General features: G+C 47.5%; 15 protein-coding genes. All 15 read left to right on the top strand.

Translation table 11 applies throughout. The annotated features are described in order from the left end of the window. Positions 1-2: 2 nt before the first annotated feature. The 15 genes from wecB to EOO49_RS11960 all read left to right on the top strand — a co-directional run bounded on the left by wecB (position 3) and on the right by EOO49_RS11960 (position 13,660). A complete protein-coding gene (wecB, locus tag EOO49_RS11890) occupies positions 3-1,124 on the top strand; it encodes a non-hydrolyzing UDP-N-acetylglucosamine 2-epimerase (RefSeq protein ID WP_290845912.1) in 1,122 nt (373 codons plus the stop codon). Continuing rightward, complete coding sequence (locus tag EOO49_RS11895) at positions 1,121-1,846, top strand: capsular polysaccharide synthesis protein (RefSeq protein ID WP_290845914.1); 726 nt, start codon at positions 1,121-1,123, stop codon at positions 1,844-1,846. The genes wecB and EOO49_RS11895 overlap by 4 nt, the downstream gene beginning before the upstream one ends. After that, positions 1,843-2,976, top strand: a complete 1,134-nt coding sequence (locus tag EOO49_RS11900; RefSeq protein ID WP_290845916.1) for a glycosyltransferase family 4 protein — start codon at positions 1,843-1,845, stop codon at positions 2,974-2,976. The genes EOO49_RS11895 and EOO49_RS11900 overlap by 4 nt, the downstream gene beginning before the upstream one ends. 68 nt (positions 2,977-3,044) lie before the next feature. Beyond that, complete coding sequence (locus EOO49_RS11905; protein WP_290845918.1) at positions 3,045-4,151, top strand: EpsG family protein; 1,107 nt, start codon at positions 3,045-3,047, stop codon at positions 4,149-4,151. After that, a complete protein-coding gene (locus EOO49_RS11910) occupies positions 4,148-5,035 on the top strand; it encodes a glycosyltransferase family 2 protein (RefSeq protein WP_290845944.1) in 888 nt (295 codons plus the stop codon). The genes EOO49_RS11905 and EOO49_RS11910 overlap by 4 nt, the downstream gene beginning before the upstream one ends. Then, complete coding sequence (locus tag EOO49_RS11915; RefSeq protein WP_290845946.1) at positions 5,032-6,117, top strand: glycosyltransferase; 1,086 nt, start codon at positions 5,032-5,034, stop codon at positions 6,115-6,117. Before EOO49_RS11910 ends, EOO49_RS11915 begins: the two co-directional genes overlap by 4 nt. Continuing rightward, positions 6,101-7,282, top strand: a complete 1,182-nt coding sequence (locus tag EOO49_RS11920; protein WP_290845949.1) for a glycosyltransferase family 4 protein — start codon at positions 6,101-6,103, stop codon at positions 7,280-7,282. Before EOO49_RS11915 ends, EOO49_RS11920 begins: the two co-directional genes overlap by 17 nt. A 108-nt stretch (positions 7,283-7,390) precedes the next feature. Next, complete coding sequence (locus EOO49_RS11925) at positions 7,391-8,170, top strand: TauD/TfdA family dioxygenase (protein WP_290845951.1); 780 nt, start codon at positions 7,391-7,393, stop codon at positions 8,168-8,170. 49 nt (positions 8,171-8,219) lie between these two features. Then, entirely contained in the window at positions 8,220-8,921 is a 702-nt protein-coding gene (locus tag EOO49_RS11930) for a hypothetical protein (protein ID WP_290845953.1), read from the top strand. Beyond that, complete coding sequence (locus EOO49_RS11935) at positions 8,922-9,536, top strand: sugar transferase (protein WP_290845954.1); 615 nt, start codon at positions 8,922-8,924, stop codon at positions 9,534-9,536. Then, complete coding sequence (locus tag EOO49_RS11940) at positions 9,536-10,111, top strand: sugar transferase (protein ID WP_290845956.1); 576 nt, start codon at positions 9,536-9,538, stop codon at positions 10,109-10,111. Before EOO49_RS11935 ends, EOO49_RS11940 begins: the two co-directional genes overlap by 1 nt. Next, complete coding sequence (locus EOO49_RS11945; protein WP_290845958.1) at positions 10,108-11,073, top strand: ATP-grasp domain-containing protein; 966 nt, start codon at positions 10,108-10,110, stop codon at positions 11,071-11,073. The genes EOO49_RS11940 and EOO49_RS11945 overlap by 4 nt, the downstream gene beginning before the upstream one ends. Further along, positions 11,070-11,759: an HAD family hydrolase gene (locus EOO49_RS11950; protein WP_290845961.1), complete on the top strand. Its 690-nt coding sequence runs from the start codon at positions 11,070-11,072 to the stop codon at positions 11,757-11,759. The genes EOO49_RS11945 and EOO49_RS11950 overlap by 4 nt, the downstream gene beginning before the upstream one ends. Further along, positions 11,722-12,519, top strand: coding sequence for an FkbM family methyltransferase (locus EOO49_RS11955; RefSeq protein ID WP_290845963.1), 798 nt, complete (start codon positions 11,722-11,724; stop codon positions 12,517-12,519). Before EOO49_RS11950 ends, EOO49_RS11955 begins: the two co-directional genes overlap by 38 nt. Next, positions 12,512-13,660: a DegT/DnrJ/EryC1/StrS family aminotransferase gene (locus EOO49_RS11960; protein WP_290845965.1), complete on the top strand. Its 1,149-nt coding sequence runs from the start codon at positions 12,512-12,514 to the stop codon at positions 13,658-13,660. Before EOO49_RS11955 ends, EOO49_RS11960 begins: the two co-directional genes overlap by 8 nt. Positions 13,661-13,727: the final 67 nt, after the last annotated feature.

The following is a 13,727-nucleotide window of genomic DNA, read 5'->3' on the forward strand; positions in this document are numbered from 1 at the left end:
TTATGGGGAAAAAAATACTCGTTTGTTTCGGGACGCGTCCGGAAGCGATCAAGATGGGCTCACTCGTCCACGAACTCAAGAAAACAGCTTTCGAAGTCAAGGTTTGCGTCACGGCCCAACACCGTCAGATGCTCGACCAAGTGCTCGATTTTTTTGAGATCGCGCCAGATTTTGATTTGGATCTGATGACCGATAACCAAACGCTGAACGGCTTGAGCAGTCGCATTTTTGCCGAAATGGACAAGGTTTTCACCGAATGGACGCCAGATCTGGTACTGGTTCACGGAGACACGACGACTTCGAGCATTTGCGCCTGGAGTGCGTTTCACCGCGGCATAAAAACGGGTCATGTCGAGGCCGGACTTCGCACTTATGACAAATACGCGCCTTTCCCTGAGGAAATAAACCGCCAGGTTACGGGAAGAATCGCCGATTTCCATTTCGCCCCGACCGAAACCTCGAAACAAAATCTGCTTTCGGAACACACACCTGAAAACGCGATTACCGTTACCGGAAACACAGTAATCGACTCGCTTTTGTGGACGGTCGGAAAGCTTGACAACGGTTTCTCTAACGAAAGGATTTCCGAGATCGAAAATTTGCTCGATCACACAAAAAAACTCATTTTGGTCACAGGTCACCGACGCGAGAATTTCGGGGAAGGTTTCCGGAATATCTGCAAGGCGTTGGCCGAAATCGCATCCGATCAAAACAATGAAATCCTGTTTCCCGTTCACCTGAATCCGAACGTGCAAAAACCGGTTCGCGAACTGCTTTCGAATTTGCCAAACGTGCATTTGGTCGAACCGCTCGATTATCCGTCGTTCGTTTGGGCGATGAAGAAAGCGACGTTGATCATTACCGATTCCGGCGGCGTCCAGGAAGAAGCGCCGTCGCTGGGGAAGCCCGTCTTGGTCATGAGAGAAACAACAGAACGGCCAGAAGCAGTCGAAGCCGGAACCGTGAAACTCGTCGGCACGGACGCGAAACTGATCGTCGAAACCGCAGTTGAACTTTTGCAAAATCCATCGGTTTACGAAAATATGTCCAAAGCCTACAATCCTTACGGCGACGGAAAAGCCAACGAAAGAATCGTCGAATTTCTCAAAAACAACTTCGCGTGATTCCAAAAACCATACACTACTGCTGGTTCGGACGCAATCCGCTTCCACCTTTGGCCGAAAAATGCATCGCTTCGTGGAAGAAATTCCTGCCCGAATACGAAATCGTCGAATGGAACGAGGACAATTTTCCGCTTGACGAATTCATCTTCGCCAAAGAAGCGCTCGAAAACCGCAAATTCGCGTTTGTTTCAGACGTTTGCCGATTGTATGCCATGGAAAAATTCGGAGGCATTTACATGGACACGGACGTGGAAACGCTAAAATCACTCGATGAATTTTTGCACCATTCGGCATTTTCGGGTTTCGAAAACGACGATTTTGTGCCCACCGGAATCATGGCGAGCGAGAAAAACGGCGTTTGGGTGCGCGAACTTTTGGCCTATTACGACAACAAACCGTTCGTGAATGCCGACGGTTCTATGGAGACGACCTCGAACACGTTCATAATCACGCAGATGATGAAGCAAAAAGGCTTCGGAATGACCAATACTTTCCAGGAAATTCCGGGTTATGTGGCTTTTTATCCGAACGATTATTTTTGTCCGAAAAGTTATAAGACCGGGAAAATCGAGCTCACGAAAAACTCGGCCTGCATCCATCATTTCGCCAAATCGTGGATTCCGAGAAGCGCGCGCTGGAGAAACATCGCCAAAATGAAAGTCATGAACTTGGTCGGCGACAGGCCAGTTCAATTCGTAATCGACCTAATCAAAAGAAGATGAGGTTGTTGTATTTGACAGATAATGTGTATTTGCACGGAGGTTTCGAGAAAATCCTGATCCAGAAAGTGAATTATTGGGCTGAAGTTTACGGCTACGACATCGTTTTGGGATTGACGAACCAAGAAGGAAAACCGCCGTTCGTGCCAATCAGCGAAAAGGTTCGCGTGCACGATTTCGGGTTGGAATATCCGGGAGAATCGGTTTTCAATCCGAAGAATTTTGGGTTGTTCAAACAACAGTACAAAAAACTCAAGGCGCTTATCGACGAATTCAAACCCGATGCGATCTTCGTGCTCACGCAACGCCTTTTTCACATCATAACGCCTTTCGCAGCCGGAAAAATCCCCACGTATTTCGAGTATCACACCTCATACTACGGATTCGAATTGGGCAACGCTCGCCTCAGTTTCCCGCAACGCGCCAAAAACAGCATCATCGATTTCGCCAAACAGCTGGCCGAAAACCGTTACACGAAAATCGTCTACCTGAACCAGGCGGAATTCGATCACTACAAACGCAAAAACTCGGTCATCATCCCGAATTTCTACAACGTAATCGAGAAACAGTCGGGTGAAAACCGCAAGAATATCGCCATTTCGCTCGGTCGTCTGAGTTTTCAGAAAGGTTACGACCTGCTTATCGAAACCTGGGCGAAACTCGACCAGAAAATCGAGAATTGGGAAATGCACGTTTACGGAAACGGCGAAAACCGCGAAGCTCTGGCCGAACAGTTGTCAAAACACGATTTCAAAAACCCGTTCCATTTTTTCGAGGCGACCGACGTGATTGACGAAAAGTTGTCCGAAGCGTCGATTTACGTGATGAGTTCGCGTTTCGAAACCTTTCCGATGGTTTTGCTCGAGGCCATGTCGCACGCACTTCCAATCGTTTCATTCGACTGTCCGACCGGGCCGGCGAGTATTTCTACGAACGGAAAAGACGGGATTTTGGTCAGGCCGGATGACGTTTCCGAACTCGCAAACGGTCTGCAAAAGCTCATCGAAAATCCAGATTTACGCCGCGAAATGGGAAGCGCCGGAGAAATTCTCGTAAAGCGTTTTTCCCCGCAAATCGTCATGAAACAATGGGACGACCTTATAAAAACACAGGTTTTTAAAGCAAAATCCTGAGCCGCGATTGCGAGCTTGTGCTTATCTTGCAGTCCTGACCAAACAGCCAAAACCTTAGTCGAAATCGCATGGAAGCCTTGATTCCACTTGAATATTACACGACAGTCTACTACTACATCTTGTTGGTGGTTTGTCTGTTCATGTATCTTTCGTCGGCTACGGTTGGTCTGGAGAACGACAACAATCTCAAGAACAAGAACATTTTAGGCGTCGCGATGGTGATTTTCACGATTGTCTACATAGGGCTTCGACCTGTGAGTGGTGCTTATTTCGGCGACATGCGAACGTATTCGGATGCTTTCGAAAGATACGCTGCCGGCGATATGGTAGACGTTTCGGCCGCAGCCAAGGATATGTACTTCGAATATTTCATGAAGGCGTGCTCGACCGTGATGTCGCAGGAAGCTTTCTTTTTCGTTTGCGCGGCGATTTACGTGATCCCACTTTACTTCGTTTGCCGAAAATTCTTCAGGCAATTCTGGTTCTACGGATTCGCCATGCTGATTTTCTCGTTCTCATTCTGGTCTTACGGCACGAACGGAATCCGCAACGGAATGGCGACTTCATTGTTTCTACTGGCGATTTCAAGGGAAAGCCGAATCTGGACATACGCGATTTTCGGACTTACCCTGATGATCCACAAATCGATGCTGATTCCAATTGGCGCTTTTACGGTCGCATCTTATTACACGAATACCCGAAATTACCTGATTGCGTGGGCTATTGCGATCCCGGTTTCTTTCGCTCTCGGTTCGGCACTCGAGAATTTCTTCCTCACGCTTGGCTTGTTCGACGATTCGCGATTGCAGGAATATCTGGGTGACGAAGATTCGGTCGAGGCGACTTTCAAAACGGGCTTTCGCTGGGATTTTCTTTTGTACAGCAGCGTCGGCATTTTCTGCGGATGGTATTTTCTCGTCAAAAAGAAACTTGAGGACACGTTCTACCGACATCTTTTTCACACCTATTTGATCGCCAACACGTTCTGGATTCTCGTGATCCGCGCGAACTTTTCGAACAGATTCGCCTATTTGTCGTGGTTCATGCTCGGTTTGGTCGTCATTTATCCGTTTCTCAAGAACAGGTTTTTCGACAATCAGCACATCATCGTCGGACGCATCGCATTCGCCTATTACGCCTTCACGTTTTTCATGGCCATTTACATTTATTCATGATCGATTCCAAGCCAATTACCGTTTTTACGCCAACGTTCAACCGCGCATTTTGCCTCGGGCAATTGTACGAAAGCCTTGTCGTGCAGACGAATCAGGATTTTGATTGGTTGATTGTGGACGATGGATCGACAGACGACACGAAGCAATTGGTCGAATCCTGGATTGCCACGAACAAGATTTCCATCCGATACATTTTCCAGCAGAATCAAGGCATGCACGGCGGACACAACACGGCTTACGATAACATCGAAACCGAACTCAACGTCTGTATCGATTCTGATGATTTCATGCCGCCAACCGCTATTGAGCGCATTCTGTTCCACTGGGAAAAAGTGCGCCACAAGCATCTTGCGGGTTTGATCGGACTTGACGCCTATAAAGACGGAAGCATCGTCGGAACCAAGATTCCCGAAGATGTGACCGAAGCCAATCTGTGGCAACTTTACCGCGAAAAAGGCGTCACGGGCGACAAAAAACTTGTGCTTAGAACAGCCATTGTCAAGAAATATCCAAAATATCCGTTGTTCGAGAACGAGCGTTTCGTGCCGCTTCACGCGCTTTACATGAGAATCGACCGCGATTACGATTATGCTTGCATAAACGAGGTTTTGTGTATCGTCGAGTACTTGCCAGACGGTTCTTCGCGAAACATCTACAAGCAATATCGCCGCCATCCGAACGGTTTCAGGTACTCCAGAATCCTTGAAATGCAACAACCCGCCGGACTCAAGTACCATTTTACGCGAGCGATGCACTTCGTCTCGTCCAGCCTTTTCGCCAAGCGTTTCACGATCAGCGATTCGCCCAGAAAAGGTCTCACATTTCTCGCAATCCCATTCGGACTCGCCTTACACGCCTTTTTGCTTTTCAAGACCCGAAAATGAAAGTGCTCCACCTCATAAATTCGCTCGATACGGGCGGTGCCGAAAAGCTTTTGCTCGACACTTTGCCGCTTTACCGCGAGAAAGGAATCGATGCCAATCTGTTGCTTTTGAACGGAACCGAACACCAATTCGTGCAACAATTGCAAAAGACGGATCAACCTTATTTCTCGCTTGGGAAAGGTTCGGTTTACAATCCTTTGCACGTTTTTCGCCTTGTCGGTTATCTCAAAAAATACGACATCGTGCACGTGCATTTGTTCCCGTCACAATATTGGGCGGTTTTTGCAAAAATCCTGTCGTTTTCCAAAACCAAATTGGTTTTCACCGAACACAACACGAGCAATCGCCGTCTCGAAAACCCGATTTTCCGGATCATCGACAAGATCGTTTATAGATTCTACGACAAAATCGTGTGCATTTCTCCGGAAATCCGCGATATGTTGGTAAAACACACTGGTTTGCCGCAAGAACGTTTCGTCGTGATCACAAACGGCGTCGACATAAGCGCGATCCAAAAAGCACAACCGATTTCAAAATCGGAAATCCATTCATCGCTTGTGAATTCCGATTTCATTTTGTTGCAAGTAGCGGCGTTTCGCGAACAAAAAGACCAGAAATCACTGATTCAGTCGATGCAGTTTTTGCCACAAAACACAAAATTGCTTCTGGTCGGAGACGGAAGTTTGAGAGCCGAATGCGAGATTTTGACTTCGGAACTGAAACTTGAAAATCGCATACTTTTCCTCGGGAAACGTCTCGATGTGGCGCAATTGCTGAAATCGTCCGATGCGATCGTGCTTTCGTCACATTACGAGGGCGTGTCGCTTTCGAGCATAGAAGGCATGGCGTCGGGGAAACCTTTTGTCGCGTCCGATGTTCCGGGATTGAAAGAAGTCGTGCAAGGCGCCGGAATTCTCGTGCATCCGAAAGATCCGAAAGCTTTGGCCGATGCGATCTCGAAACTCCAATCTGACGAAAAATATAGGAATTCGATTGCCGAAAGCTGTCAAAAACGCGCTTCGGAATTCGACATCAGCCATTTGATTTCCAGCCATATCACCTTGTATGAAAGCCTCGCCTAAACCAAAAATCATCCGCACAAGCACGATCCCGATCGCACTGGCCAATTTATTGCGCGGGCAATTGGCGTTTTTGAACGAGCATTTCGAAATCGTCGCCGTTTCGAGTCCGGGCGAGTATCTGGAAGTGGTTTCCGAACGCGAAAAAGTCAGGACGGAATCGGTTCAGATGTATCGGAACATCAAGCCTTTCCACGATTTGGTTTCGCTTTGGAAATTGTACCGATTGTTCAGACGCGAAAAACCGTTTCTCGTGCATTCCATCACGCCAAAAGCCGGATTGCTCTCGATGACGGCCGCTTGGATGGCGCGCGTTCCGGTCAGGGCGCATACTTTTACAGGTTTGATTTTTCCGTCAAAGTCAGGAGTGATGCGAACTTTGCTGATCGCGATGGACAAGATCCTGTGCAGCTTCGCCACCACAATTTATCCCGAAGGACAAGGCGTCAAACGCGATCTGGAGCAATTCGGGATCACAAAGAAACCTTTGAATGTAATCGGAAACGGAAACGTGAACGGCATCGACGTCGACTTTTTCTCGAACGCGCATTTTTCATCGGAAGAAAACCGGAATCTCAAAACATCGCTCGGTATTTCGGACGAAGATTTCGTGTTTGTGTTCGTCGGAAGGATCGTGCGCGACAAGGGAATCGAGGAACTGACGTCGGCTTTCGACAAATTGTCGGAACAAAACCCGAACGTGAAACTACTTTTGGTAGGCGATCGCGAACAGGATTTGGATCCGATAAGCGAACGATCTGAAAATAGCATCAGAAACAACCCGAACATAATTTCACTGGGTTGGCAAAACGATGTGCGACCGTTTTATGCCATTGCCGACGCGCTCGCGTTCCCGAGTTACCGCGAAGGTTTCCCGAACGTCGTCATGCAAGCCGGCGCGATGGATTTGCCGTCTATCGTAACGAATATCAACGGCTGCAACGAGATTGTCGAGCACGCAAATAACGGTTTGATAATTGAGCCGAAGGACGAAAAGGCATTGTTTGAAGCCATGAAAACGCTGTTGGAAAACGAGTCGGTTTTTTTGCGACTCAAGGCCAACGCAAGGCAGGCGATTGTTTCGAGATATGCCCAAAAAGCGTTGTGGGAGGCATTGCTTTTTGAGTACGAACGGCTTTCCGCTTCGCAAAAACGCGGGATTTCTTAACCAAAACGTAAAAAAATATCGGCGGTCGCGGCTTTGTCGCTAGCCATTAATCAATACATTTGTAAAGTGCGTCACCTCGACGTGCCTTAACCCGAAAAAATTAGGACGATGCTTAAAGAAATAAAGATTTCGGTAGACAATTTTGCCGCGTCGGCTCAGGAAATCAAAGAATCCTGGAACGATCCGAGCTTGAAAGTTTACGTGCTCAAAGCCGATAAAAATCCCGATAACGTACGCGATTTCTACGAAGAAAATTTCAAATACATAGGCAAACCCGTGGCTTTGGCCGAAGACGTCACACTTGGCGATCGCGACAACCAACGCAGCGGACAGATTTGGATGGAAGTGCGTTACGATCCTAGTTTTCAGGACGCTTACCGTCACTCGGCGAACGCGCAACCTTTGCACACTGACGGTTCGTACATCCCGGATTTTCCATCTTCGACGATTCTTATTTGCAAAGCCAATGCGGGTCAGGGAGGCGAAACGACTTTCATCGATTCACTCGATGTTCTCGAAGCCTTGCGAAGCGAACAACCGGAATTGCTTGATTTCCTTTTGACTACGAAAATTCCGCACGCGCGTTCGGGCGATTTCAGAAACGACGAAGTGATCCGTTTGGAAGGCAACGACGTTTTCGTGAACTGGAATTACTATTGCGTCGACAAGACGATTTCGGACGATCTTCGTGAAAAGGTTGAGAAATTCCAGGATTTCCTGTTGCATTCGCCACTTATCAAAGAAAAAACGATAGGAGTGAAGCTCGTTCCCGGAGATGCGGTTTACTGGAAGGACAATTACGTGCTTCACGGCCGTAATTCGTTCGTAGCCAATGAGACAAGCGAGCGTTTTATCTGGAAATGTGCCATTGATGTAGGCGTAGTTTAATTTGGAAACAAACAGCCGATTGGCACCTTCAAAAATCATATTTGGCTCAATGCGCATGCTGGAATACGACTATTCCAAGGCGTATTGGGTCAAACTTTTTTCAGATCTGCACGATCTGGGAATCCGCGTTTTCCACAGTTCGACCGAGTACGAAAGTTTCGGTTTTTACTGCGAAGTTTTGGACGAATTCTACAAAACCTTTCCCGAAAAGAAAATCGCGCACATGGTCAAATTGGCCGAGCCGCATTTCCACGTGAACGAATTCGATCCGAAATTATTCGAAGAGAAAATCGAGGAATATCTGGACAAACTTCAAACGGATTCGCTGTTTTGCGTGCAATGGATGTGGCGAGGCGATTTGTCCGATAACGAAAAGCGGAAGTCCTTGTTTCTGGACGCGTCCGATGCAATTTCCGAGGCCGTTTCCAAGTCGAAATCCAACGGAAAAATCGAGAATTTTCACTGTTTTCCGTATGATATGGCTTTCGCCGATGCGGCAATTTCCCAGGAATTCGTCGACGGATTGGCCGTGTACCGGAACGTGTTGGAAACCGAAGCCGATGAAGTCCTGAAACGCGCTTCCGATCTCGGCAAGACCAATTTCATAATCCGGCCTTTATTCGGCGGAAAAGCTTTGGAATCAAACGCCAGAACGCCAAAAGAACTGGTGGCATTCGCGCTCGACTTCCCGAATCTGGGCGGCGCGGTTCTCAGCATTTCAGCCGTCGATAAAATCAAACAAATCCTGTAAATGTACGCTTCCATCAAACGCTTTCTCGACTTTGTTATCGTGATTCTGGCCGCGCCGTTCTGGCTTTCGGCTTATCTCGTCGTCTCGCTTTTGGTGTATTTCAAACTCGGCGGACCGGTTTTGTTTTCCCAGGACAGATGCGGCAAAGGCGGACATATTTTCCGGATCCACAAGTTCCGGACGATGACCGACGAACGCGACGTCGACGGAAACCTGTTGCCGGACAACATCCGCTTGACGGCATTCGGGAAGTTCCTGAGAAGTTCGAGCCTGGACGAATTGCCGAGTCTTTTCAACGTGTTGAAAGGCGAAATGGCGCTCGTCGGGCCGCGACCTTTCATCGCCAAATACAAGAATCTCTACAGCGATTTCCAGATGAGACGACACGAAGTTCGTCCCGGAATCACGGGTTGGGCGCAAGTCAACGGACGAAACGCGATCTCGTGGGAACAAAAATTCGAATACGACGTTTGGTATGTCGACAACATAACTTTGCTGCTTGATGTTAAGATCATTTTCCTCACGCTCAAAAAAGTCGTCGTGGCCGAAGGAATCAACGCTTCGGAAGAATCGACGATGGAGTTTTTCCAAGGAAACGCCAAAGACACGCGCTGATGTTCGCAAAACGGCTTTTCGACATATTCGTCTCGATCGCAGTGCTGTTTTTTTTCGGATGGACAATCGTTTTGTTTTGGATTTTGGCCGCGATAGACACGCGTTCGAACGGACTTTTCCTGCAAAAAAGAGTTGGGCGTTTTGCGAAGTTTTACACGATTTTCAAGCTTCGGTCGATGCGTTGGGAAAATGCAAAGCCGATCGTCTCGTCTTTCGGGAAATTCATCCGACGCTACAAAATAGACGAGTTGCCGCAATTTTTGAACGTCTTGATAGGCGATATGAGTTTGGTAGGGCCGCGTCCTGACATTGCGGGTTATTACGACAAGCTCGAAGGCGACGACAGAAAGATTCTCGAGTTGCGTCCGGGTTTGACGAGTTTGGCCGCGATCAAATATGCGAACGAGGACGCGATTCTCGAAAGTCAGCCGAATCCATTGCGATACAACGACGAGGTTTTGTTTCCCGACAAAGTCAAAATGAACCTCGACTATTACTACAACCGAAGTTTTTTTGGAGACATTCGGCTGTTGGTTCGCACATTTTTTAAATTTGCCTCGAATACCACGACATGAACAATATTCTCATCACTTCAGCCGGAAGACGCGTTTCTCTGGTGCGCTTTTTCCAAAAGGAATTGAAGCGTTTTTTTCCGGATGCCAAAGTTTTTACTACAGATCTGAATCCTGATTTCTCGGCTGCATGCGCGGTTTCGGACGAAGCTTTCGCGATTTCGAGAGTGACCGACGCAAAGTATATCGACCAATTGTTGGCGTTGGCCAAAGCGCAAAACGTGGGAATGATCGTTCCGACGATCGACACGGAATTGTTGGTTTTAGCACAAAATCGCGACTTGTTCAAACAACACGGAATCGAAGTCGTGGTTTCAGATGAAAATATGGTTTCGATCTTCCGCGACAAGCGAAAAACGCACAGTTTCTTCGACCAACACAATATCGGACGCGCCACTGAATTTTCAAAAACGGACTTCTCGCTTCCCATTTATATCAAGCCTTACGACGGAAGCCGAAGCGTCGACAACTACGTGATCCTGTCTGAAAATCAACTTACAGATTACCATTTCTCGAACGAAAAACTCATGTTTCTCGAATATCTCGAGCACGCGAGCCACACTGAATTCACGATCGATCTCTATTACGACAAAAATGGCGACCTCAAGTGTTTCATTCCGCGTCAGCGCATTGAAGTTCGCGACGGGGAAGTCAACAAAGCCGTGACGAAATTCACCGATTTTTGCGATTTGCTTTCGCAAAAACTCGCTTCTGTCAAAGGATTTCGCGGTTGTATCACGTTTCAGGTCTTCGTAAATAATTCCAATGGAAATCTTTATGGGATCGAGATCAATCCGAGATTTGGCGGCGGTTATCCTTTGAGTTATCTGTCGGGCGGAAATTTCCCGCAATGGCTTATCCGCGAGTATTTTCTGGACGAGCAAATCGACAATTGCGACACTTGGGAAAAAGACCTGATGATGTTGCGCTATGACGACGAAGTTTTGGTAAGAAACGCAAAATGAGCAAGCCAATCACCATAGTTTTCGACCTCGACGACACTTTGGTCAAGGAAATCGATTACCTCAAATCGGCATTTGGAGAAATCGCTTCTTTCGCCGATTCCCAAAAATCTGATCTTTTGGAAGAGATGCTGGATTGGCATTCGAACAAAGAAAATGTCTTTGGAAAACTCGAACAAAGCTATCCGCATGCGACGGTTTCCGAACTCAAAAAGCTTTACAGGAATCATTTACCCGATTTTTCCCACGTGTCCGAAGTGCGTGAGTTTTTGTCAGATTTAAAATCCGATGGACATTTCCTCGGCTTGATAACCGATGGATTCTCGGTCACGCAACGCAACAAGATCAACGCTTTGGGCATCGAAGACATTCTCGATCTGATCGTGATTTCAGAAGAATTCGGATCGGAAAAGCCGCACGAGAGCAATTATTCGGCTTTCCATAAATTCAATACTGAAAATTATCTTTACGTCGGTGACAACCTGAACAAGGATTTCGTCACGGCAAAAAAACTGGGTTGGACGACGATTTGCCTAATCGACGACGGACGCAACGTCCACGCCCAGGATTTCAACCGAAATGACCTATATTTGCCCGCTTTCACGATTCACTCGCTCGACGGATTGTCTGGCATCATAAAAAACTTGACCAATGGGATTACTGCGCAAGACAGCACTCAAAATTCTTAAAACGACGGCCTTCGATACGGCCATCACGCACCATTTCACGAAGCGCAAATTCTTCCTGAATTCCTACAACCACAAAGGGTATTGGTATTACGGGGCGAACCGCGAGGGCGACACGATCTCGATTTTCCAGAAATGGGTAAAACCGGGCGATTACGTGCTTGAGATTGGCGGACACATCGGGTATTTCACGACGTTCTATGCCAACATTGCCGGAAAAGCCGGAAAAGTCGACGTGTTCGAACCGAGCGAGAAAAACGCGAAATATCTCGTCAAAAACGTGGCGGCGCTTCCCGACGGAATCCGTGAAAACGTGACGCTTGTCGCAAAAGGCGCGGGCGATTCCAACACGGTTCTCGATTTTTACATCGATCCGATTTCGGGCCAGAACAACTCTTTCGTGAAAGATTTCGACGGATTTTTGTCGACGCGAGAGAATTCGGCCGAAGCGCAAGCCGAGACCAAGATCGAAAGCATTGAAGTGATCACGCTCGATTCGTATTTCGAAGGAAAAGACCGACTTCCGAATTTTGTCAAGATAGACGTGGAAGGTTTCGAATGGAACGTGCTCAAAGGTTTCGCGGAAACGATTGCCAAAGCCAAACCGAAAGTCATGGTCGAAATTCAGGCCAACGCCAAGGAAATCCTCGAGTTTTTTATCTCGAACGGCTACACGGTCTACAACGACAAACTGGAAAAAATCGCCGATTATTCCCAATACGCGACCAAAAGATCTCCAAACATTTTCTTCTCGCATGACTGAAAACAACGCTAAAATCTGGCTTTCGTCTCCACACATGGGCGGAAGCGAGCAAAAATTCGTACAGGAAGCTTTCGATACGAATTGGGTTGCGCCACTCGGTCCGAACGTAACAGGATTCGAAACGGATCTCGAAGCGTTTTTGGGCGAAGGAAATCACGTCGCGGCGTTGAGTTCGGGCACGGCAGCTTTGCATTTGGGCTTGGTGCAACTTGGCGTCGAGCAAGACGATGTGGTTATTTGCCAGAGTTTCACTTTTTCGGCTTCGGCCAACCCGATTTTGTATTTAGGCGCCAACCCGGTTTTTGTCGACAGCGAACTGGAGACCTGGAATATGTGTCCGATTCAACTTGAGAGAGCGATCGAAGACCAAATATCCAAAGGGAAAAAACCAAAAGCGATCATCGCGGTTCACTTGTACGGAATGCCGTTCAAAGCCGATGAATTGCGGAAAGTTGCCGATAGATTCCAGATTCCGATTCTCGAAGACAGTGCAGAAGCGCTGGGAAGTTCCTACAAAGGAAAGATGTGCGGAACATTCGGCGACATCGCGATATTGTCCTTCAACGGAAACAAGATCATCACGACTTCGGGCGGTGGCGCTTTGGTTTCGAAGCACAAATCGGTCAAGGAAAAAGCCGTTTTTCTGGCCACGCAAGCCCGCGACAATGCGCCACATTACCAACACAGCGAAATCGGATACAATTATAGGTTGTCGAACATTTGCGCCGGAATTGGCCGCGGACAAATGGAAGTTCTTGAAAAACACATCGGGTTTCGCCGCGAAATGCATACGTTCTACAAGCACTATTTTACCGAAATTTCATACGTAAACTTGTTCGAAGAGCCGAATTCGGACTACTTTTGCAATTATTGGCTTTCGGCGCTCACGATCGATCCCGAAACGTCAGGCGGGAAGACGCGGGAAGATTTGCGGCTTGCGCTCGAGGCGGCAAACATCGAAAGTCGTCCGTTGTGGAAACCCATGCATTTGCAGCCGGTTTTCGAAAAATACGCTTTTTACGGAAACGGCGTCAGCGAGAGGCTTTTCGAAAACGGGTTGTGTCTGCCGTCCGGATCGAATCTTTCCGAAGAAGACAGAAATCGTATCAAATCTGTATTTGATGTGTTTTTTAATAGTTAAAAGTTGGTTTTTCGATTGAAGATATAATATAACTGTTAAATTTGTCTTAACAGTTTAAGCGAAGGAG

It is taken from the genome of Flavobacterium sp. (assembly GCF_004295795.1).
GTDB lineage: Bacteria > Bacteroidota > Bacteroidia > Flavobacteriales > Flavobacteriaceae > Flavobacterium.

Bases quoted from the DNA above. Each gene is read 5' to 3' on its own strand.
- EOO49_RS11935 (WP_290845954.1), top strand. From the start codon at position 8,922: ATGTACGCTTCCATCAAACGCTTTCTCGACTTTGTTATCGTGATTCTG.
- wecB (WP_290845912.1), top strand. From the start codon at position 3: ATGGGGAAAAAAATACTCGTTTGTTTCGGGACGCGTCCGGAAGCGATC.
- EOO49_RS11900 (WP_290845916.1), top strand. From the start codon at position 1,843: ATGAGGTTGTTGTATTTGACAGATAATGTGTATTTGCACGGAGGTTTC.
- EOO49_RS11905 (WP_290845918.1), top strand. From the start codon at position 3,045: ATGGAAGCCTTGATTCCACTTGAATATTACACGACAGTCTACTACTAC.
- EOO49_RS11950 (WP_290845961.1), top strand. From the start codon at position 11,070: ATGAGCAAGCCAATCACCATAGTTTTCGACCTCGACGACACTTTGGTC.
- EOO49_RS11955 (WP_290845963.1), top strand. From the start codon at position 11,722: ATGGGATTACTGCGCAAGACAGCACTCAAAATTCTTAAAACGACGGCC.
- EOO49_RS11925 (WP_290845951.1), top strand. From the start codon at position 7,391: ATGCTTAAAGAAATAAAGATTTCGGTAGACAATTTTGCCGCGTCGGCT.
- EOO49_RS11945 (WP_290845958.1), top strand. From the start codon at position 10,108: ATGAACAATATTCTCATCACTTCAGCCGGAAGACGCGTTTCTCTGGTG.
- EOO49_RS11960 (WP_290845965.1), top strand. From the start codon at position 12,512: ATGACTGAAAACAACGCTAAAATCTGGCTTTCGTCTCCACACATGGGC.
- EOO49_RS11920 (WP_290845949.1), top strand. From the start codon at position 6,101: ATGAAAGCCTCGCCTAAACCAAAAATCATCCGCACAAGCACGATCCCG.
- EOO49_RS11940 (WP_290845956.1), top strand. From the start codon at position 9,536: ATGTTCGCAAAACGGCTTTTCGACATATTCGTCTCGATCGCAGTGCTG.
- EOO49_RS11930 (WP_290845953.1), top strand. From the start codon at position 8,220: ATGCGCATGCTGGAATACGACTATTCCAAGGCGTATTGGGTCAAACTT.
- EOO49_RS11915 (WP_290845946.1), top strand. From the start codon at position 5,032: ATGAAAGTGCTCCACCTCATAAATTCGCTCGATACGGGCGGTGCCGAA.
- EOO49_RS11910 (WP_290845944.1), top strand. From the start codon at position 4,148: ATGATCGATTCCAAGCCAATTACCGTTTTTACGCCAACGTTCAACCGC.